This is a genomic window from Streptomyces sp. NPDC020681, from assembly GCF_044334895.1.
GTDB lineage: Bacteria > Actinomycetota > Actinomycetes > Streptomycetales > Streptomycetaceae > Streptomyces.
The window spans coordinates 652,015-670,990 of record NZ_JBIRTX010000001.1 but is presented as its reverse complement, the minus strand read 5'-3'; the positions used below and the strand labels follow the sequence as shown (position 1 = coordinate 670,990).

General features: G+C 70.0%; 16 protein-coding genes. 6 read left to right on the top strand and 10 right to left on the bottom strand.

The features are described 5' to 3' along the window. The first annotated feature begins 57 nt into the window (after positions 1-57). Positions 58-594 carry a peptide deformylase gene (gene def / locus ACH4YL_RS02730; protein ID WP_398504077.1) on the top strand — a complete coding sequence of 179 codons (537 nt, stop codon included), beginning with the start codon at positions 58-60 and terminating at the stop codon, positions 592-594. Positions 595-598: 4 nt separating this feature from the next. Here the strand turns inward: def and ACH4YL_RS02725 are convergent, their stop codons facing one another. Next, positions 599-1,246 (bottom strand): TetR family transcriptional regulator, encoded by a 648-nt coding sequence (locus ACH4YL_RS02725; RefSeq protein ID WP_398504076.1) that lies wholly within the window; start codon positions 1,244-1,246, stop codon positions 599-601. Positions 1,247-1,415: 169 nt separating this feature from the next. Between ACH4YL_RS02725 and ACH4YL_RS02720 the strand changes: the two genes are divergently transcribed. Further along, positions 1,416-2,642, top strand: a complete 1,227-nt coding sequence (locus tag ACH4YL_RS02720) for an acyl-CoA dehydrogenase family protein (protein ID WP_398504075.1) — start codon at positions 1,416-1,418, stop codon at positions 2,640-2,642. 98 nt (positions 2,643-2,740) lie between these two features. Here the strand turns inward: ACH4YL_RS02720 and ACH4YL_RS02715 are convergent, their stop codons facing one another. The 3 genes from ACH4YL_RS02715 to ACH4YL_RS02705 are packed head-to-tail and all read right to left on the bottom strand — an operon-like array spanning position 2,741 to position 6,655. Next, positions 2,741-3,226 (bottom strand): glutathione peroxidase, encoded by a 486-nt coding sequence (locus ACH4YL_RS02715; protein ID WP_398504074.1) that lies wholly within the window; start codon positions 3,224-3,226, stop codon positions 2,741-2,743. Between the two features lie 29 nt (positions 3,227-3,255). Beyond that, entirely contained in the window at positions 3,256-4,128 is an 873-nt protein-coding gene (locus tag ACH4YL_RS02710) for an acyl-CoA thioesterase (RefSeq protein WP_398504073.1), read from the bottom strand. Between the two features lie 13 nt (positions 4,129-4,141). Next, positions 4,142-6,655 (bottom strand): DEAD/DEAH box helicase, encoded by a 2,514-nt coding sequence (locus ACH4YL_RS02705; RefSeq protein ID WP_398504071.1) that lies wholly within the window; start codon positions 6,653-6,655, stop codon positions 4,142-4,144. A gap of 120 nt (positions 6,656-6,775) precedes the next feature. On the opposite strand from ACH4YL_RS02705, the gene ACH4YL_RS02700 reads away from it, so the two are divergent. Then, the gene (locus tag ACH4YL_RS02700; protein WP_398504070.1) at positions 6,776-7,567 is read left to right on the top strand and encodes a metal-dependent hydrolase; all 792 of its coding nucleotides are present in this window, start codon (positions 6,776-6,778) and stop codon (positions 7,565-7,567) included. Positions 7,568-7,637: 70 nt separating this feature from the next. Here ACH4YL_RS02700 and ACH4YL_RS02695 read toward each other — a convergent pair whose 3' ends face one another. Both ACH4YL_RS02695 and ACH4YL_RS02690 read right to left on the bottom strand, forming a co-directional pair. Further along, a complete protein-coding gene (locus ACH4YL_RS02695; protein WP_398504068.1) occupies positions 7,638-8,288 on the bottom strand; it encodes a hypothetical protein in 651 nt (216 codons plus the stop codon). Then, entirely contained in the window at positions 8,281-8,901 is a 621-nt protein-coding gene (locus ACH4YL_RS02690) for an RNA polymerase sigma factor (RefSeq protein ID WP_398504381.1), read from the bottom strand. The genes ACH4YL_RS02695 and ACH4YL_RS02690 overlap by 8 nt, the downstream gene beginning before the upstream one ends. Before the next feature lie 80 nt (positions 8,902-8,981). On the opposite strand from ACH4YL_RS02690, the gene ACH4YL_RS02685 reads away from it, so the two are divergent. Beyond that, complete coding sequence (locus tag ACH4YL_RS02685; RefSeq protein WP_398504066.1) at positions 8,982-9,500, top strand: hypothetical protein; 519 nt, start codon at positions 8,982-8,984, stop codon at positions 9,498-9,500. Positions 9,501-9,554: 54 nt separating this feature from the next. Here the strand turns inward: ACH4YL_RS02685 and ACH4YL_RS02680 are convergent, their stop codons facing one another. Together ACH4YL_RS02680 and ACH4YL_RS02675 are read right to left on the bottom strand one after the other, a co-directional pair. Then, the gene (locus ACH4YL_RS02680; RefSeq protein ID WP_398504065.1) at positions 9,555-11,336 is read right to left on the bottom strand and encodes an ABC transporter ATP-binding protein; all 1,782 of its coding nucleotides are present in this window, start codon (positions 11,334-11,336) and stop codon (positions 9,555-9,557) included. Then, positions 11,333-13,141, bottom strand: coding sequence for an ABC transporter transmembrane domain-containing protein (locus ACH4YL_RS02675; protein ID WP_398504063.1), 1,809 nt, complete (start codon positions 13,139-13,141; stop codon positions 11,333-11,335). The genes ACH4YL_RS02680 and ACH4YL_RS02675 overlap by 4 nt, the downstream gene beginning before the upstream one ends. A 157-nt stretch (positions 13,142-13,298) precedes the next feature. On the opposite strand from ACH4YL_RS02675, the gene ACH4YL_RS02670 reads away from it, so the two are divergent. Beyond that, a complete protein-coding gene (locus ACH4YL_RS02670) occupies positions 13,299-14,897 on the top strand; it encodes a peptide-N4-asparagine amidase (protein WP_398504061.1) in 1,599 nt (532 codons plus the stop codon). On the opposite strand, the gene ACH4YL_RS02665 is transcribed toward ACH4YL_RS02670, so the two are convergent. After that, positions 14,837-16,384: a Gfo/Idh/MocA family protein gene (locus tag ACH4YL_RS02665; protein ID WP_398504379.1), complete on the bottom strand. Its 1,548-nt coding sequence runs from the start codon at positions 16,382-16,384 to the stop codon at positions 14,837-14,839. The two genes, ACH4YL_RS02670 and ACH4YL_RS02665, sit on opposite strands and share 61 nt — an antisense overlap. Positions 16,385-16,588: 204 nt before the next feature. Further along, entirely contained in the window at positions 16,589-17,050 is a 462-nt protein-coding gene (locus ACH4YL_RS02660; RefSeq protein ID WP_398504059.1) for a MarR family winged helix-turn-helix transcriptional regulator, read from the bottom strand. A 95-nt stretch (positions 17,051-17,145) separates the two neighbouring features. Between ACH4YL_RS02660 and ACH4YL_RS02655 the strand changes: the two genes are divergently transcribed. Beyond that, positions 17,146-18,957 carry an ABC transporter ATP-binding protein gene (locus ACH4YL_RS02655; protein ID WP_398504058.1) on the top strand — a complete coding sequence of 604 codons (1,812 nt, stop codon included), beginning with the start codon at positions 17,146-17,148 and terminating at the stop codon, positions 18,955-18,957. The last annotated feature ends 19 nt before the right edge of the window (positions 18,958-18,976 follow it).

Here is an 18,976-nt window from a genome sequence, read left to right as displayed (position 1 = left end):
GCCCTACCTCGGCACCGCCGGAACCCTCAGGTCACGGCTGAACGTAGGCTTGGCGCCATGCGAAACCGGCCGATCCCCGGCAGTTCCGGACTCGTGAGGCCGATGAGCCTGCTCGGAGATCCGGTACTGCACGCCCCCTGCGAGCCCGTCACCGACTTCGGCCCGCGGCTTCACGGGCTCATCGAGAACATGTTCGCGACGATGTACGCGGCGCAGGGCGTGGGGCTCGCGGCGAACCAGGTGGGCGTGGGGCTGCGGGTGTTCGTCTACGACTGCCCGGACGACGAGGACGTCCGCCATCTCGGACACATCGTCAATCCGCGTCTGGTGGAGGCGGACGGAGTCGTCGTGCGCGGCTCGGAGGGCTGTCTGTCGCTGCCGGGCCTGGAAGCGGGCACGGAGCGCCACGACCGCGCGGTGGTGGAGGGCGTGACGGCGGAGGGGGCGCCGGTGCGGGTCGAAGGCACGGGGTTCTTCGCCCGGTGCCTTCAGCACGAGTGCGATCACGTGGAAGGGCTTGTGTATACGGACCGGCTCACCGGCTGGCGCCGGGCGAAGACGCTCCGGGCCGCCCGGCGCGCGAGTTGGGCGTGACGGGTCAGAAGCCCGGGCTGCCCGCGCGGTCCGCCGCCGCCGCCAGGCGGCCCCAGAGCAGATCCGCCAGGCTGCGTACCAACTCCGCGCGCGAGCACGGACGTTCACCCAGCCACCAGTCGCCCGCCGCGTGCATCATGCCGACCATTCCGTGGCCCCACACCCGTGCCAGCTGCTCGCCGTCCGGGCCCAGGTCGACCCGGTCGTAGATCACCTTGGCCAGCTCCTCGCCGAGCCGGCGCAGCAGCGGCGCCGAGTGGCGGCCGACGTCGAAACCGCTCTCCGGCTGCTGGACGTCCTCGGCCGGATGCATCAGGAAGCGGTAGACCTGCGGCCGTGCCTCGATCGCGGCGAGATACGTGTCGAGCGTGGCCTCGACGCGTTCGCGGCGGTCGGCCGGTGCGTCGACCGCCACTCGCAGTGAGGCGAGCAGCGCGTCGGTGTGGCGCTTGGCGAGCGCGCGGTACAGACCGCCCTTGTCGCCGAAGTGCCGGTACAGGATGGGCTTGGTGATGCCCGCCTCGGCCGCGATGGCGTTCATCGAGGCCTGTGGACCGTCACGCAGCACCACCCGGTCCGCCGCCTCGAGCAGTTCCCGGCGCCGCTGGTCGGCGGACCGCTGCTGGTCGGCCGCCTGCTGTGTGGTCTCCATAGGTGTTCTCCCCGCCCTTGCGATTGCGTGACGCCTGCGCAAAGTAACACTCCGGCCGCCCGCGCAGGAGATCGGGCAGGAGTCGGTTGACATGGTCTACTTACCGGTAACAGACTGCAGTTACCGCAAGTAACACGCGTCTGGAAAATATCGCAGCGCTGGAGGGAACATGGCCGAGTTCACGCTCGAGCTCAACGACGACCAGAAGCAGGTCCGTGACTGGCTGAACGGCTTCGCCAGGGACGTGATGCGCCCGGCCGCCGCCGAGTGGGACGAGCGTGAGGAAACTCCCTGGCCGATCATCCAGGAGGCCGCCAAGGTCGGAATCTACTCCCTCGACTTCTATGCGCAGCAGTTCTTCGACCCGACCGGTCTCGGCATTCCGGTGGCGATGGAGGAGCTGTTCTGGGGCGACGCCGGCATCGGCCTCTCCATCGTCGGCACCGGCCTCGCCGCCGTCGGCGTGCTGGCGAACGGCACCGAGGAACAGATCGGCACCTGGATCCCGCAGATGTACGGCGATGTCGACGACATCAAGGTCGCCGCGTTCTGCTCCTCCGAGCCGGACGCGGGATCCGACGTCGGCTCGATGCGTACGCGCGCGGTGTACGACCAGGCCAAGGACGAATGGGTGCTCAACGGCACCAAGACCTGGGCGACCAACGGCGGCATCGCCAATGTCCATGTCGTCGTCGCCGTCGTCGACCCGGAGCTCGGTTCCAAGGGCCATGCCTCCTTCATCGTGCCGCCGAAGACTCCTGGCCTTTCCCAGGGCCAGAAGTTCAAGAAGCACGGCATCCGCGCTTCGCACACCGCCGAGGTGGTCCTCGAGGACGTCCGCGTCCCCGGATACTGCCTGCTCGGCGGGAAGGAGAAGCTGGACGAACGCCTCGCCCGGGCTCGGGAGAGCGCGAAGAAGAGCGGCGACCGCGTGAAGAACGCCGCGATGGCCACCTTCGAGGCGTCCCGCCCGGCGGTCGGCGCGATGGCGGTCGGCACCGCCCGTGCCGCGTACGAGGTGGCGCTGGACTACGCCAAGACGCGCAGCCAGTTCGGCCGCCCGATCATCGACAACCAGGGCATCGCGTTCCAGCTCGCCGACATGCGCACCCAGATCGACGCGGCCCGGCTGCTGGTGTGGCGTGCCTCCTGGATGGCGGTGACCGGCAAGCCGTTCACCTCGGCCGAGGGCTCGATGTCCAAGCTGTACGCGAGCGAGGTGGCCAAGAAGGTCACGGCCCAGGCCGTCCAGATCCTCGGCGGCAACGGCTACACCCGCGAGTACCCGGTCGAGCGGATGCACCGGGACGCGGCGATCTACACGATCTTCGAGGGCACCAGCGAGATCCAGCGCCTGGTGATCGCCAGGACGCTCTCGGGCATGCCGATCCGCTAGGGCCTTTCGCCTGATTCAGACGACAGGCCCTGGTTCTGCCGGAAATTGCCGGACGGGCCCGCCATCCATGGCGGGCCCGTCCGGCAGTTGAGGTCGCTCTAGGCCGTGACGAGCGCCTCGATCGCGGTGACCAGCTCGGTCGACTCCGGCTCCACGCCCGGCCGGAAGCGGGTGACCTCACCCTGCGGGGAGATCAAAAACTTCTCGAAGTTCCACTTCACATCTCCCGCCGCGCCCTCGGCGTCCGCGACCTGCGTCAGCTCCGCGTACAGCGGGTGCCGCGTCTCGCCGTTCACGTCCGTCTTCTCCAGCATGGGGAAGGTCACGCCGTACGTCGCCGAGCAGAAGGACTGGATCTCCTCCGCGCTGCCCGGCTCCTGGCCCGCGAACTGGTTGCACGGCACGCCGAGCACCGTGAAGCCACGCTCGCCGTACTGCTTCTGCAGCTGCTCGAGACCCGCGTACTGCGGCGTCAGACCGCACCTGGACGCGACGTTCACGACCAGCACCGCCTTGCCCTGGTAGTCGGCGAGGGACGTCGGCTCACCGGTGAGCGTGCGCAGCGGGATGTCGTACAGAGTCATCAAGTTCTCCTCGGTAGTTGTCTTCTGGGCTACAGGGGCCTGAACAGACCTTCCTGCACGACCGACACCAGCAGCCGGCCCTCCCGGTCGTAGATGCGGCCGCGGGCCAGCCCGCGGCCCCCCGTCGAGATCGGGGACTCCTGGTCGTACAGGAACCACTCGTCCGCACGGAACGGACGGTGGAACCACATCGCATGGTCCAGCGACGCCATGTCGAAGCCCCGCGGTCCCCACAGCGGCTCGACCGGGATGCGGACCGCGTCCAGCAGCGTCATGTCGCTGGCGTACGTCAGCGCGCAGGTGTGCACCAGCGGGTCGTCGCCCAGCGGGCCGACCGCGCGCATCCACACCGCGCTGCGCGGATCCGACTCCTTCTCCTTGATCTCCTCGGGTGTCCAGCGCAGCCGGTCGACATAGCGGATGTCGAACGGCTGGCGGCGGGCCATCCGCTCCAGCGCCTCGGGCAGCGCACCCAGGTGCTCGCGGATCTCCGTGGTGACCGTCGGGAGCGTCTCGGGGTCCGGGAACTCCAGCCGCGGCGGCAGCTGGTGCTCGATGCTGCCCTCCTCCGGCCGGTGGAAGGACGCCGTCAGATTGAAGATGGTCTTGCCCTGCTGGATCGCGGTGGTCCTGCGGGTGGTGAACGACCGGCCGTCCCGCACCCGTTCGACCTGGTAGACGATCGGCACGCCGGGAATGCCGGGCCGCAGGAAGTACGCGTGCAGCGAGTGCACCGGACGTTCGCCGTCGGTGGTGCGGCCGGCCGCGACCAGCGCCTGGCCCGCCACCTGCCCGCCGAAGACCCGTTGCAGGGACTCCTCGGGGCTGCGGCCGCGGAAGATATTGACCTCGATCTGCTCCAGATCGAGCAGATCCACCAGTCGCTCGGCGGGGTTGGTCATCGACACGGTCCTCTCACAGCTGGCCGACGGACGTGACGCGCACGACGGCCCGGCCTTCCTCGTCGGAGGCCGCCAGATCGACCTCCGCGCTGATACCCCAGTCATGGTCGCCGTTCGGGTCGGCGAAGATCTGCCGGACGCGCCACAGCCCGTGCGGCGCGTCCTCCTCGATCAGCAGCAGCTTGGGCCCGCGGGCGTCGGGCCCGGTGCCCAGCTCCTCGTACTCGTCCCAGTACGCGTCCATCGCATCGCCCCAGGCGTCCTCGTCCCAGCCGGACTCGGCGTCCAGCTCGCCGAGTTCGCCGACCCTGTCGAGCGCGGCGAGCTCCACCCGGCGGAACATCGCGTTGCGCACCAGCACCCGGAAGGCGCGTGCGTTCGCGGTGACCGGCTTGACCTGGTCGGCCTTCTCCTGGGCCTGCTCGGCGGTCTCGACCTCCGGGTTGGCCAGCTGCTCCCACTCGTCGAGCAGGCTGGAGTCGACCTGCCGCACCATCTCGCCGAGCCAGGCGATCAGGTCTTCGAGGTCCTCGGTCTTGAGGTCGTCGGGGATGGTGTGGTCGAGCGCCTTGTACGCGCTCGCGAGATAACGCAGCACGATGCCCTCGGTGCGGGCGAGTTCGTACCAGGAGGTGAACTCCGTGAAGGTGAGAGCCCGTTCGTACATGTCCCGGATGACGGACTTCGGCGAGACCGGGTGGTCACCGACCCACGGGTGCGACTTCTTGTAGACGTTGTACCCGTGCCACAGCAGCTCTTCCAGCGGCTTCGGGTACGAGATGTCCTGGAGCCGCTCCATGCGCTCCTCGTACTCGACGCCGTCCGCCTTCATCTGGCCGACCGCTTCACCGCGCGCCTTGTTCTGCATGGCGGCGAGGATCTGGCGGGGGTCGTCGAGCGTCGACTCGACGACGGAGACCATGTCCAGGGCGTACGACGGGGACTCCGGGTCCAGCAGATCGAAGGCGGCCAGGGCGAACGTCGACAGCGGCTGGTTCAGCGCGAAGTCCTGCTGGAGGTCGACGGTGAGCCGGATCGTGCGGCCCTCGGCGTCGGGTGTCTCCAACTGCTCCACCACGCCGCCGTCGAGCAGCGAGCGGTAGATGGCGATGGCCCGGCGGATGTGGCGCAGCTGCGCCTTGCGCGGCTCGTGGTTGTCCTCGAGCAGCCGGCGCATCGCCTCGAAGGCGTTCCCGGGCCGGGCGATCACCGACAGCAGCATGATGTTGGTGACCCGGAAACGGGAGGTCAGCGGCTCCGGCTCGGAGCCGATCAGCTTCTCGAACGTGGTGTCCGACCAGGCGACAAAGCCCTCGGGGGCCTTCTTCCTGACCACCTTGCGGCGCTTCTTCGGGTCGTCGCCCGCCTTCGCCAGCGCCTTCTCGTTCTCGATGACATGCTCGGGAGCCTGGGCGACCACAAAACCGGCGGTGTCGAATCCGGCCCGGCCGGCGCGGCCGGCGATCTGATGGAACTCGCGGGCGCGCAGCGTACGGACCCGGTTGCCGTCGTACTTGGTGAGAGCGGTGAACAGCACGGTGCGGATGGGGACGTTGACGCCGACGCCGAGCGTGTCCGTACCGCAGATCACCTTCAACAGGCCTGCCTGCGCCAGCTTTTCGACCAGTCGGCGGTACTTGGGCAGCATGCCCGCGTGGTGCACACCGATGCCGTGGCGTACATAACGGGACAGGTTCTGCCCGAACTTCGTGGTGAAGCGGAAGTTGCCGATCAGCTCGGCGATCTTGTCCTTCTCCTCGCGCGTGCACATGTTGATGCTCATCAGCGACTGCGCGCGCTCGACCGCCTGGGCCTGTGTGAAGTGCACGATGTAGACCGGTGCCTGCCTGGTTTCCAGCAGCTCGGTCAGGGTCTCCGTGATGGGCGTCGTGACGTACTCGTACGACAGCGGTACGGGCCGGGTCGCGGACCGTACGACCGACGTCTCGTGTCCGGTGCGACGGGTCAGGTCCTTCTCGAACATGGAGACGTCGCCGAGTGTCGCCGACATGAGGACGAACTGCGCCTGCGGCAGCTCGAGCAGCGGGATCTGCCAGGCCCAGCCGCGGTCCGGCTCGGCATAGAAGTGGAACTCGTCCATCACGACCTGGCCGATGTCGGCGTTCCTGCCGTCGCGCAGCGCGATCGAGGCCAGCACCTCGGCCGTGCAGCAGATCACCGGGGCGTCGGCGTTGACGGACGCGTCGCCGGTCAGCATGCCGACGTTCTCGGTGCCGAAGAGCTTGCAGAGATCGAAGAACTTCTCCGACACCAGCGCCTTGATCGGCGCGGTGTAGAAGGTGACCTGGTCGTTCGCCAGCGCCGTGAAGTGCGCACCCGCCGCGACCAGGCTCTTTCCGGAACCGGTCGGGGTGGAAAGGATCACATTTGCCCCGGAGACGACCTCGATCAGCGCCTCTTCCTGAGCCGGGTAGAGCGTGATGCCCCGCTCCTCGGCCCATGAGGAGAAGGCTTCGAAGAGGGCATCGGGGTCGGCATCCGGCGGCAGCTGATCGATAAGGGTCACGCCCCCATCTTGCCTGCCTTCCACCCGGATCAGGGAACCGGAGGGTGGAGGCAAGATCACGGGCGATACGCTGCCCTGTCAACTGGGCTTCACCACAAGAGCAATGGGGCGGGAACGCACATGATGGGACCGGCGCACTCTCTGTCCGGGGCGGCTGCCTGGCTGGGGGTGGGCGCGGCGACCGCTGCCGCCGGCCACCCGATGCCCTGGCCCGTTCTCGTCGTCGGAGCGCTGATCTGCGCGGGCGCGGCGCTGGCGCCCGACCTTGACCACAAGGCGGCGACGATCTCCCGGGCCTTCGGCCCGCTGTCGCGCGGACTGTGCGAGGTCGTCGACAAGCTGTCGTACGGGGTCTACAAGGCGACAAAGAAGCAGGGCGACAAGCGCAGGACAGGCGGCCACCGCACGCTCACCCACACCTGGCTGTGGGCGGTCCTGATCGGCGCGGGCACTTCGGCGCTGGCGATCACCGGCGGGCGCTGGGCGGTCCTGGTGATCCTCTTCATCCACCTGGTGCTGGCGGTGGAGGGCCTGCTGTGGCGGGCGGCGCGGGTCTCCAGCGACGTCCTGGTGTGGCTGCTCGGCGCGACGAGCGCATGGATCCTGGCGGGCGTCCTGGACAAGCCGGGCAACGGAGCGGACTGGCTCTTCACCGCCCCGGGCCAGGAATATCTGTGGCTCGGGCTGCCGATCGTGCTGGGCGCGCTGGTCCATGACATCGGCGACGCGCTGACGGTCTCCGGCTGCCCGATCCTGTGGCCGATCCCGCTGGGCAACAAGCGCTGGTACCCGATCGGTCCGCCGAAGGCGATGCGCTTCCGGGCCGGTAGCTGGGTGGAGCTGAAGGTGCTGATGCCGGTGTTCATGCTCCTGGGCGGAGTGGGCGCGGCGGGCGCGCTCAACTTCATATAGCTCGCGCGGCACCGCCGGACGGTCGGCGCGCGCTCACGCGCCGGACCGCCCGCCCGGCGCGTCGGCGACGTCAGCCGTCGAGCTCGGCCGAGGACCAGACGCTGCCGTCGTCGGCGACCAGCTCCACACGGTCGATGTCGCCGGCCGAGCCGTACGCGATCCATGTCGCGCGACCCGAGCCGGGCACCCACCAGGCGCCCGCATCCCGGACCGTGCCGTCATTGAGCACCAGGCGACAGGCGTAGTGCTCACCGGGCCGGCCGTCGGTGATCTGCATGACGACGACTTGTGCGCCACCGGCCCGGCTCGGCTCGATCGTCCCGACCGTGGAACCCTCGGGGGTGACGAGCCGTGCGCCGTTCTCGCTTGCCGTGACAGGGGCCGGGTCACGGTCGACCACGGAGGCCGTCACCACCGAGCCGACGCCGATCCCGACGACCGCCGCCGCTGCCGCGACCAGCACGGGCACCAGGCGCGCCCGGCGGCGCGGTGCCGGGCTCTTCACATCCAGCCGCTCGAGCACTCTGGCGTCGAAACCCGCCGGAGGAGCGACGACAGGCGCGGCGGGCAGCACGGCGTCCACGGCATCCGAGATCTCGTCGTACGCGGCCCGGCACGACTGGCACGCGCGCAGATGCTCAAGGAGTGCCGCCTGGTCGTCCGGAAGATCGCCGAGCGCCAGGGCGACCAGCTGTTCCTCGGCGGGGTGGCTCTCAGTCACGGCTCTCCTCCTCCTCCAGCACCTCGCGCAGCCGACGCAGACCCGTACGGATACGGCTCTTGGCGGTGCCGAGCGGAATGTTCTCGTGGCGAGCCACCTCGGCGGCGGTGCACCCGCCGATGACGGCGAGCACGACCGCCCGTCCCTGCTTGGTGGGGAGCGAGCGGATCCGTCCGACGGCGCGTCTGCTCTCGACGGCGAGCAGCGCGAGCTGTTCCGGTCCCTCGGCCTGGAGCGTCGCACCGATCAGCCGCTCCAGGGTGTCGGCCAGTACGGGAGTCGGCCGCCGGGCCCGCACGGCGTCGATGGCCGCGTTGCGGGTGATGGTCAGCAGCCAGGTGAGCACCGAGGCCCGCCGCGGATCGTAGCTCCCGGCGGCACGCCAGGCCCGTACGAACACCTCCTGGCTGATGTCCTCGGCCAGGCCCGGCTCACGCGCCACCGAGAGGGCGAGCCCGTACACGGCTGACTGGAAGCGGCGTACGAACGCGGTCGACGCCGCCTCGTCGCCTATGGCGAGCCCGGCGAGGAGAGAGGCGTCGTCGGCACGGTCCACCCGCGAGAACAGCTCCACATTGCATACATACGTCACCGCGCCGCAAAGGGATTGCATCACCGCGCAATCCGTCGCGGCTTCCCGTCCGTACAACCGGCGTGCGAACACAACCGGGGGCAAGGAAGGGATGGCACACCATGCGCAGAACCACCGTCGCGGCCGTCGCGCTCGTCTTCACCGCTTCGCTCGGACTCGCCGCCTGCGGTGACGACGGGGGCGGCAGCAGCGGATCGAGCGCCACCACGGCCACCGCCAAGGACACCTCCACCGTCAAGATCGCCGACTCCTCGCTCGGCGAGATCCTGGTCGACGGCAGCGGACGCACGCTCTATCTGTTCACCGAGGACGGCGTGAACACGAACTCGATGAACTGCGACGCGGCGTGCCTGAAGCTGTGGCCGCCGCTGGAAGGCAAGCCGAAGGCGGGCGAGGGCGTCGACGCGAGCCTGATCAACACCACCGACCTCGCCGGGAAGACCCAGGCGACGTTCGCCGGTCATCCGCTCTACTACTACGCGCCCGACACGGCGGCCGGAGACGTGAAGGGCCAGGGCATCGACAAGATCTGGTACGTCATCGACGCCAAGGGCAATGCGGTCACCATGGCGGCCGCACCCGCCGAGGAGAACAACAACGACGGCGGATACGGCTACTGACGGACCTTCAACGGGCGGGCACGAGCCCGGGTCGGCGGAGGAACCGCCCGAGGCTCACCCGTGCCAGGAGTGCCACAGCGCCGCGTACGCGCCGCCCGCCGACACCAGTTCGTCGTGGCTGCCCAGCTCGCTGATCCGGCCGTCCTCCACCACCGCGATCACATCGGCGTCGTGCGCCGTGTGCAGGCGGTGGGCGATCGCCACCACCGTGCGGCCGTCCAGGACGCGGGAGAGCGAGCGCTCCAGATGGCGGGCCGCACGCGGGTCGAGCAGCGACGTCGCCTCGTCCAGGACCAGAGTGTGCGGGTCCGCCAGGACCAGCCTGGCCAGCGCGATCTGCTGGGCCTGGGCCGGGGTGAGCCCGAGCCCGCCCGAGCCGACCTCGGTGTCCAGGCCCTCGTCGAGCGCCCGTGCCCAGACGTCCGCGTCGACCGCGCCGAGCGCCGCCCACAGCTCCGCGTCCGCCGCGCCCGTGCGGGCCAGCAGCAGGTTGTCGCGCAGCGAACCCACGAACACATGGTGTTCCTGGTTCACCAGCGCCACATGCTCGCGGACCCGCTCGGCGGGCATCGCGGCCAGCTCGGCGCCGCCGAGCGTGATCCGGCCGGCCCGCGGCGCGTAGATGCCCGCGAGCAGCCGGCCGAGCGTGGACTTGCCCGCGCCCGAAGGCCCGACCAGCGCGAGCCGGGTGCCCGGTTCGACGTTCAGCGTCACCTGGTGCAGCACGTCGACGCCTGCGCGGTAGCCGAAGTGCACCGAGTCCGCGTGCACCTTCCGGCCGTCCGGCACCACGCCCGCGTCGCCCGCGTCCGGCTCGATGTCGCGGACGCCGACGAGCCGGGCGATCGACACCTGGGCGACCTGGAGCTCGTCGTACCAGCGCAGGATCAGGTTGACCGGGTCGACCAGCATCTGCGCGAGCAGCGCGCCCGTCGTCAGCTGGCCGACGCTGATCCAGCCCTGCAGCACGAACGCGCCGCCGAGCAGCAGCACCGAGCAGAGGATCGTCACATGCGTGACGTTGATGACCGGGAACAGCACGGAACGCAGATAGAGCGTGTAGCGCTCCCAGGCCGTCCACTCCTTGATCCGCTGCTCGGACAGCGCCACCCGGCGGCCGCCGAGGCGGTGCGCCTCCACGGTCCGCCCGGCGTCCACGGTCTCGGCGAGCACGGCGGCGACAGCGGCATAGCCCGCCGCCTCCGAACGGTACGCGGACGGCGCCCGCTTGAAGTACCAGCGGCAGCCGATCACCAGCACCGGAACCGCGATGAGCACCGCGAGTGCCAGCGGCGGTGCGGTCACCGTGAGCGCGCCGATCAGCAGGCCCGCCCAGACCACGCCGATCGCCAGCTGCGGCACGGCTTCGCGCATCGCGTTGGCCAGCCGGTCGATGTCGGTGGTGATCCGGGAGAGCAGATCACCGGTACCGGCCCGCTCCAGCACGCCCGGCGGCAGCCCGACCGACCGCACGAGAAAGTCCTCGCGCAGATCGGCCAGCATCTCCTCGCCGAGCATCGCGCCGCGCAGCCGCATCAGCCGTACGAACACGGTCTGCACGACCAGCGCGAGGGCGAACAGGGCCGCGGTGCGCTCCAGATGGAGGTCACGCGCACCCTCCGCCAGGTCCTGGACAAGACCGCCCAGCAGATACGGGCCGACCATCGAGGCGATGACCGCGACGGCGTTGACCGAGACCAGCAGCACAAAGGCCCTGCGGTGCCGCCGCAGCAGTTCGCCGACGTACGCCCGCACCGTCGCCGGTGTGCCGACGGGCAGGGTGGTCGCGTCCTCCGGGGCCGCCGGGTCGTACGCCGGTGGCGCCACGCCGATCATGCCGACTCCTCGATCTCTTCCAGTGCTTCCAGCTCCGCCAGTTGGGAGAGCTGCTCGTCCTCGGTCTCGCGAGTGACGACCGCGCGGTACTCGGCGTCGGTGTGCAGCAGTTCGCGGTGCGCACCGACCGCCGTCACCTCGCCGTCGTGCACGAACACGACCCGGTCCGCGCGGTCCAGCAGCAGCGGCGACGAGGCGAACACCACGGTCGTACGGCCCGCCCGCAGCTTCTTGACGCCCTCGGCGATCCGCGCCTCCGTGTGCGAGTCGACGGCCGACGTCGGCTCGTCCAGAACGAGCACCTCCGGGTCGGTGACCAGCGAACGGGCCAGCGCGAGCCGCTGGCGCTGGCCGCCGGACAGCGACCTGCCGCGCTCGGTGATCCGGGTGCGCATCGGATCGGCCTCGTCTTCCGGCGAGGCCTGCGCGAGCGCGTCCAGCACGTCCTGGCACTGCGCGGCGGTCAGCGCCTCGTCGGCACTGACCTCGCCCGAGGCCGGTACGTCGAGCAACTCCTCCAGCGTCCCGGACAGCAGCACCGGGTCCTTGTCCTGGACGAGCACGCTCGCCCGCGCGGAGTCGAGCGGCAGGTCGTCCAGCGCCACCCCGCCGAGGAGCACCGAAGAACTCTGCTCCTCCTCGGCCGCATGGCCGCCCAGCCGCTCGGCCAGCAGCCCGGCCGCGTCCGGGTCGCCGCACACGACGGCGGTGAGCAGACCGGCCGGCGCGAGCATCCCGGTGGCCGGGTCGTACAGGTCTCCGGTCGGCAGCGCCGCGCCGTCCAGGCCGCCGCGCTCGCGCTCGTACGAGGTCCGCTCCAGCGACAGCACCCGCGCCGCCCGCTTCGCGGAGGGCCGCGAGAAGGAGTACGCCATGGCGATCTCCTCGAAGTGCCGCAGCGGATACATCAGCAGCGTCACCGCGCTGAACGCCGTGACCAGTTCGCCGACGCCGATCCGGCCGTCGCGGACCAGACCCGCGCCGTACCAGACCACCGCGATCAGCAGCAGGCCCGGCAGCAGCACCTGGATCGCCGAGATCAGCGACCACATGCGGGCGCTGCGCACCGCCGCCCTGCGGACCTCCTGGGAGGCCTGGCGGTAGCGCCCGAGGAACAGCTCCTCGCCGCCGATGCCGCGCAGCACCCGCAGACCGGCGACGGTGTCCGAGGCCAGCTCGGTGGCCCTGCCCGCCTTCTCGCGCTGGATGTCGGCGCGGCGCGTGGCCCGTGGCAGCAGCGGCAGCACGGCGAGCGCCAGTACGGGCACGCCCACCGCGACGACCACGCCGATCGCCGGTTCGTAGAAGACCAGCCCGACACAGACCAGGACCACCGTGATGGCGGCCGCGGCAAAGCGGGAGACGGCCTCGACGAACCAGCCGATCTTCTCGACGTCGCCCGTGGAGACCGCGACCACCTCTCCGGCGGCGACACGGCGGGTCAGGGCCGAGCCGAGCTCCGCGGTCTTGCGCGCCAGCAGCTGCTGGACACGCGCCGCGGCGGTGATCCAGTTGGTGACCGCGGTGCGGTGCAGCATCGTGTCGCCCAGCGTGATCGCCACACCGCAGAGGACGATCAGTACGCCCGAGAGCGCGAGCCCGCTGCCGGAGCGGTCCACGACCGCCTGGACGGCGCGGCCGACGCCGAGCGGCAGCCCGGCGACACCGCAGAAGTGCAGCAGGCCCCAGGACAGGGATTTGAGCTGGCCGCCGAGCTGATTCCGCCCCAGCCAGAGCAGAAAACGCGGCCCCGACCTGGCGTCGGCCACACCAGGGTCGGGATACGGAAGATCGCGAATCTGCATGATGTCCCAAGCTCGAAAGTGTGGCGGAAACCGTGCAAGGCTCGCCTTTTGGGGCCCGGTTGCGCAAACGATTTTTGCGTCTGACGAGGCATAATCCGCCAAGATCGCGCCGCTGCCTCTGGCGCGCCGGACCGGTCGCGCGCTTCACTCCTGACACATGAGATCACAGATCATGTCCATGCTCACCGGGCTGCTGCTGGCGGCCGGAACGGTGCTCGGCACGGGGCCCGCACAGGCCGCGGTGTCACCCGGGGATCCACCCGCGGAGTTCGGCAGCGACTGGCACGACCCGGTCACCGCAACCCCGCCCGTCACCCGCCCGGACACGACCTCCTGCCAAGTGACCGTCGCCGAGGCGCAGTTCCGCGACTTCACGCCGTACAAGGGCAGTTACGCACCGCCGGACGGCTGCGGTGACCGCTGGAGCAAGGTGGTGCTGCGCCTCGAAGGCAGCGTCAAGGGGCGGCAGTACGACCGGCTCGGCCACCTCGCCGTCGGCGGCGTGGAGATCCTGCGCACCTCGACTCCGCAGCCCTCGCCCGACGGCATAGCCTGGTCCATGGAGAAGGACGTCACGCATTACAGCGAAACCCTGCGCAGCGTGCAGCCGGTCGAGATGCTCATCGGCAACGTCGTCAACGAGACGTACACCGGCGTCATCGACGTCAAGGTCACGCTCACCTTCTACGCGGCCGAGGCCACTGCCAGGCCCGCGACCACACCCGACAAGGTGCTTGCCCTGAACGGGACGTCGCTCACCACGCCCCGCAACTCAGAGCGGCTCGTCGCCGAGGTGTACGCCACCGGATCGGGCGGCGGCTGCGAGGAGTACTGGTATCTGACGGTGCCGGACGCAGCTCCGTACTCCTGCAAGGCCGCGGACGGGCCGTACCGCGAAGTGCAGATCAAGGTCGACGGACAACTCGCGGGGATCGCCGCGCCGTTCCCGACGGTGTGGACGGGCGGCTGGTCCAACCCCTTCCTCTGGTATGTGATTCCGGGCCCGCGGGCCTTCGACATCAAGCCGGTCGAGTACGACCTCACGCCGTTCGCCGCCCGCCTCAACGATGGCAGGCCGCACCGGATCGAGGTGTCCGTCGCCGGAGTTCCCGCCGGTCAGACCGGTTGGAGCACGCCCACCAATCTCCTTGTCTGGCAGGACGAGGCGAGCGAGGTGGTCACCGGCGCGCTGACCCGGCACGAGGAGAGCAAGCCGGTCAACTCGGTGACCTACACGCCCGGTTCCGAGCACCGGCTCGACACCATGGGCAGCCACCGGCTCACCGTCTCGGGGCATCTCGACACCTCGCACGGGCGGGTCGCCACGAGGGTGAGCCGCGCGGTGGCGAACACCTCCGTGCACCGCTGGGGCGACGCCGAGAACCCGGACGCGCTCAAGGCCAGTTGGACCGACGACGAGACGGTGACCCGTGGCCGTCAGGTCACCGCCACGCACCGGACGTACACGATGGACGGTGTCACGACGCTGGGCGCGGGAGACCGGCTGCGCACCGTGCTCACGCTCGGGGACCGGTCGGACACGGTCGTGCTCGGCGGCGGGCGGCGGCTGAGCTGGACGCGCCTGGACGACGCGTACACCGGTGATGCGACCTACACCGCGAACGTGCCGCGCGACCAGCGGCACGCGGTGGGGACGACCTCCGAGCGCTACCGGGTCCACGGCTCCGGCGGCTGCTACGACCGGAGTCTGAAGACGGTCCAGGGGACGCTGACGGAGGACCGCCGGCGCTGCTGAGCGCCGCGGACGACAGTGGGGCCCGGTCCGTGCGGGCCGGGCCCCGCGAACCGCCAACGCCGGGCGGCGACCGCCGGTTTGACGGAGTCGACTCCCGGCCGGGACTTGGTCCACTCACCGCGCGTGAAGTCGGGGATCTGCTGCGGTGCGCCCTTCGCCCTGATCGACGCGTGGCTGAGCGGAACCGGAGCCGTCCAGGTCGCCGCGTCGTACACGTCGAAGTCCGGCACCAGGCCCAGCTGCATGCACTGCATCAGCCGGAAGACCATGATGTAGTCCATTCCGCCGTGGCCGCCGGGCGGGTTGGCGTGCTCCTTCCACAGCCAGTGGTCCCAGTCGGCGTACTGGCCGAAGTCCTTCCACTGGTCGTCGGTGTGGTCGGGCTCCAGGTAGATCCGTGCCGGGTAGTCCTCGAAGACACCGTTCGTGCCGCCAAGGCTGTTGATCCGGCTGTACGGGTGTGGCGTCGACACATCGTGCTCCAGCCGGATGACCCGTCCCTTCGCCGTCTGGACCATCGAGATCGTCCGGTCGCTCTCGATGTACGTCTCCTTCCAGCTCGGGTCGCCCGGCGGCATGTGCGCCTTGCGGTACTGGGCGAGGCCCAGGGCCGGGGTGCCGAAGCTGGAGATGCTCACCACGCGGTCACCGCGGTTGACGTCCATGTAGTTGGAGACCGGGCCGAAGCCGTGGTTCGGATACAGGTCACCGCGCAGCCGGGTGTGCCACAGCCGCCGCCAGGGGCCCTCGTAGTAGTCCGGGTCGAACATCAGGCCACGCAGATCGTGGTTGTACGCGCCCGCGCCGTGCAGCAGATCGCCGAACTTGCCGGCGTGCGCCATCCGCAGCACCCGCATCTCGTTCTTGCCGTAACAGCAGTTCTCCAGCTGCATGCAGTGGCGTCTGGTGCGCTCGGAGAGGTCGACCAGCTGCCACAGCTCGTCCAGACGCATCGCGATCGGACACTCCACGCCGACATGCTTGCCGTTGAGCATGGCGGACTTCGCCATCTCGAAGTGGGCGTCCCAGGGCGTGGCCACATAGACGAAGTCGATGTCGCCGCGCTTGCAGAGGTTGGCGTAGTCGTCCTCGCCGTTGGTGTAGACGGCGGGCGCCGGCTGACCTGCGGCCACCACCTTGGCGGCGGCACTCTCAGTCTTGGTCTTCACCGGGTCGCACAGGGCGACGACCTGGACCCCGGGGAGCGCGAGAAAGAGGTCGATCATGCTGCCGCCGCGGTTGCCGAGGCCGATGATCCCGACCCGAACCGTCGTACGCCGCTCGAAGGGCACACCGGCCATCGTCCGGCCCTGGCGCGGAGGTGCGGCCGCCTCCGTCACTTCCGCCGCTTCTGTCGCCTCGGCCGCTGCCGCCGTGCCCGTGCCGAGCGCCCCGAGTGCGAGGCCTGCTCCGGCGGCCCCTGCCGTGGTCTTCAGCACGGAACGACGGCTCACCGAACCGCCGTTGCCGTCCGAGGGTTCCACCATGCCGTGGTGCTGCTGTGCTGCGTCGTTCACCGAGCCTCCAGGAGAGCTGACGTGCATCGCCTGTGCATGAACCTCGGCTAGGACCTTGGTAGTTGGTGCCCCTGATGCGCAAGGGCATGGTTTGGACTCTTGAGTCGAGCCCATGGACTCTTGGATTCAGCGGCCGGATCGGGTGGCCGGAGCGGCTGGATTGCGCGGCTGGATTCAGCAGCGCGGCGGCGGGCCGTCGACGAGCGTGGACAGCAGACCGCCGAACACCTCGCGCTGCTCGGCGGTGAGCGGAGCGAGGATGTCCTCGGCGGCAGCACGGCGCGCGTCCCGCAGCGCCCGGAGTGTCGCCCGGCCGGTGTCGGTGAGCTCGATGCGGATCACCCGGCGGTTGCTCGGGTCCGGCGCTCGGCGGACGCAGTCGCCGGCCTCCAGGCCGTCCACCAGACTGGTGACGGCGCGCGGCACCACCTCGAGCCGGGCGGCGAGATCGGCCATGCGCGGCGGCTCCTCGTAGTGCGCGAGCGTGCGCAGGAGACGGGACTGCGCAGGGGTGATCGCGATGTCGGCCGACTCGAGCTGCCGCTTCTGGCTGCGGTGGAGCCGTCGGGTCAGCCGCAGCAGCTGCTCGGCGAGCAGGCCGTCGGCGTCGGGTGGCCCGGGAGTTGAGTGCTGCATGCGGGAACAATATCAGGACACAGCTCATTGTGAATATAGGTAACAGTGAGCTATGCTCTCAAAATCTTTGCCACTCTCACTCCTCGAAGGAGCCCATGAAGCCCGAACCCATCCCGTGGACACCACCGGTCAAGGGGCCGGACCAGCCGCCCGCCCAGGTGCGGCGGATCCTCCGCCTCTTCCGTCCCTACCGCGGCCGGCTCGCCGTCGTCGGCCTGCTCGTCGGCGCCGCGTCACTCGTCTCGGTCGCCTCGCCCTTCCTGCTCCGCGAGATCCTCGACACCGCGATCCCGCAGGGCCGCACCGGACTGCTCAGCCTGCTCGCGCTCGGCATGATCCTCACCGCGGTGATGAACAGCGTCTTCGGAGTGCTCCAGACGCTGATCTCCACCACCGTCGGCCAGCGCGTCATGCACGACCTGCGCACCGCGGTCTACGCCCAGCTGCAGCGCATGCCGCTCGCCTTCTTCACCAGGACCCGCACCGGAGAGGTCCAGTCGCGCATCGCCAACGACATCGGCGGTATGCAGGCGACCGTGACCTCCACCGCCACGTCGCTGGTCTCCAATCTCACGGCCGTGGTCGCCACGATCGTCGCGATGCTCGCGCTGGACTGGCGGCTCACGGCCGTTTCCTTGCTGCTGCTGCCGGTGTTCGTCTGGATCAGCCGCCGGGTCGGCCGCGAGCGCAAGAAGATCACCACGCAGCGCCAGAAGCAGATGGCGGCCATGGCCGCGACCGTCACCGAGTCGCTGTCGGTCAGCGGCATCCTGCTCGGCCGCACCATGGGCCGGGCCGACTCGCTCACCACCTCGTTCGCGGAGGAGTCCGAGCGGCTCGTCGACCTCGAAGTGCGCTCCAGCATGGCCGGCCGGTGGCGGATGTCCACCATAGGGATCGTCATGGCCGCCATGCCCGCGCTGATCTACTGGGCCGCCGGCCTCGCGCTGCAGAACGGCGGACCGGCGATCTCCATCGGCACGCTCGTCGCCTTCGTCTCGCTCCAGCAGGGCCTGTTCCGTCCCGCCGTCAGCCTGCTCTCCACCGGCGTGCAGATGCAGACCTCCCTCGCGCTCTTCCAGCGCATCTTCGAGTATCTGGATCTGCCGGTGGAGATAACCGAGTCCGAGAAGCCGGTCCGGCTGGACAAGGTCCGCGGCGAAGTCCGGTTCGAGGACGTCGACTTCGCCTACGAGGAGAATCAGATCCGGCCCACCCTGGACGCCGTCGATGTCACCGTGCCGGCCGGCAGCAGCCTCGCCGTCGTCGGCCCCACCGGCTCCGGCAAGTCCACGCTCAGCTATCTGGTGCCGAGGCTGTACGACGTCACCGGCGGCAGGGTCACGCTCGACGGAGTCGACGTGCGCGACCTGGACTTCGACACACTCGCGCGGGCCGTGGGAGTCGTCTCGCAGGAGACCTATCTCTTCCACGCCTCCGTGGCCGAGAATCTGCGCTTCGCCAAGCCGGACGCCACCGACGCCGAGATCGAGGCGGCCGCACGCGCCGCACAGATCCACGACCACATCGCGTCGCTGCCCGACGGCTACGACACCCTGGTCGGCGAGCGTGGTTACCGCTTCTCCGGCGGTGAGAAGCAGCGCCTGGCCATCGCGCGCACCATCCTGCGGGACCCGCCCGTCCTCATCCTCGACGAGGCCACCAGCGCGCTGGACACCCGCACCGAGCATGCCGTGCAGCAGGCCATCGACGCGCTCTCGGCGGGCCGCACGACCATCACGATCGCCCACCGCCTCTCCACCGTGCGGGACGCCGACGAGATCGTGGTCCTGGACTCGGGCCGCATCGCCGAGCGCGGCAGCCATGATCAGCTGCTCGACCGGGACGGCCGCTATGCCGCGCTGGTGCGCAGGGACGCCAAGGTGGCTGCTCCGGTAGCGCCCTGACGGGCCGACGGTCGCGCGC

What these genes read in the sequence shown, in the direction of transcription:
- def (WP_398504077.1), top strand. Translation starts at nt 58, where the DNA reads ATGCGAAACCGGCCGATCCCCGGCAGTTCCGGACTCGTGAGGCCGATG.
- ACH4YL_RS02725 (WP_398504076.1), bottom strand. Translation starts at nt 1,246, where the DNA reads ATGGAGACCACACAGCAGGCGGCCGACCAGCAGCGGTCCGCCGACCAG.
- ACH4YL_RS02720 (WP_398504075.1), top strand. Translation starts at nt 1,416, where the DNA reads ATGGCCGAGTTCACGCTCGAGCTCAACGACGACCAGAAGCAGGTCCGT.
- ACH4YL_RS02715 (WP_398504074.1), bottom strand. Translation starts at nt 3,226, where the DNA reads ATGACTCTGTACGACATCCCGCTGCGCACGCTCACCGGTGAGCCGACG.
- ACH4YL_RS02710 (WP_398504073.1), bottom strand. Translation starts at nt 4,128, where the DNA reads ATGACCAACCCCGCCGAGCGACTGGTGGATCTGCTCGATCTGGAGCAG.
- ACH4YL_RS02700 (WP_398504070.1), top strand. Translation starts at nt 6,776, where the DNA reads ATGATGGGACCGGCGCACTCTCTGTCCGGGGCGGCTGCCTGGCTGGGG.
- ACH4YL_RS02690 (WP_398504381.1), bottom strand. Translation starts at nt 8,901, where the DNA reads ATGCAATCCCTTTGCGGCGCGGTGACGTATGTATGCAATGTGGAGCTG.
- ACH4YL_RS02685 (WP_398504066.1), top strand. Translation starts at nt 8,982, where the DNA reads ATGCGCAGAACCACCGTCGCGGCCGTCGCGCTCGTCTTCACCGCTTCG.
- ACH4YL_RS02680 (WP_398504065.1), bottom strand. Translation starts at nt 11,336, where the DNA reads ATGATCGGCGTGGCGCCACCGGCGTACGACCCGGCGGCCCCGGAGGAC.
- ACH4YL_RS02675 (WP_398504063.1), bottom strand. Translation starts at nt 13,141, where the DNA reads ATGCAGATTCGCGATCTTCCGTATCCCGACCCTGGTGTGGCCGACGCC.
- ACH4YL_RS02670 (WP_398504061.1), top strand. Translation starts at nt 13,299, where the DNA reads ATGAGATCACAGATCATGTCCATGCTCACCGGGCTGCTGCTGGCGGCC.
- ACH4YL_RS02665 (WP_398504379.1), bottom strand. Translation starts at nt 16,384, where the DNA reads ATGGTGGAACCCTCGGACGGCAACGGCGGTTCGGTGAGCCGTCGTTCC.
- ACH4YL_RS02660 (WP_398504059.1), bottom strand. Translation starts at nt 17,050, where the DNA reads ATGCAGCACTCAACTCCCGGGCCACCCGACGCCGACGGCCTGCTCGCC.
- ACH4YL_RS02655 (WP_398504058.1), top strand. Translation starts at nt 17,146, where the DNA reads ATGAAGCCCGAACCCATCCCGTGGACACCACCGGTCAAGGGGCCGGAC.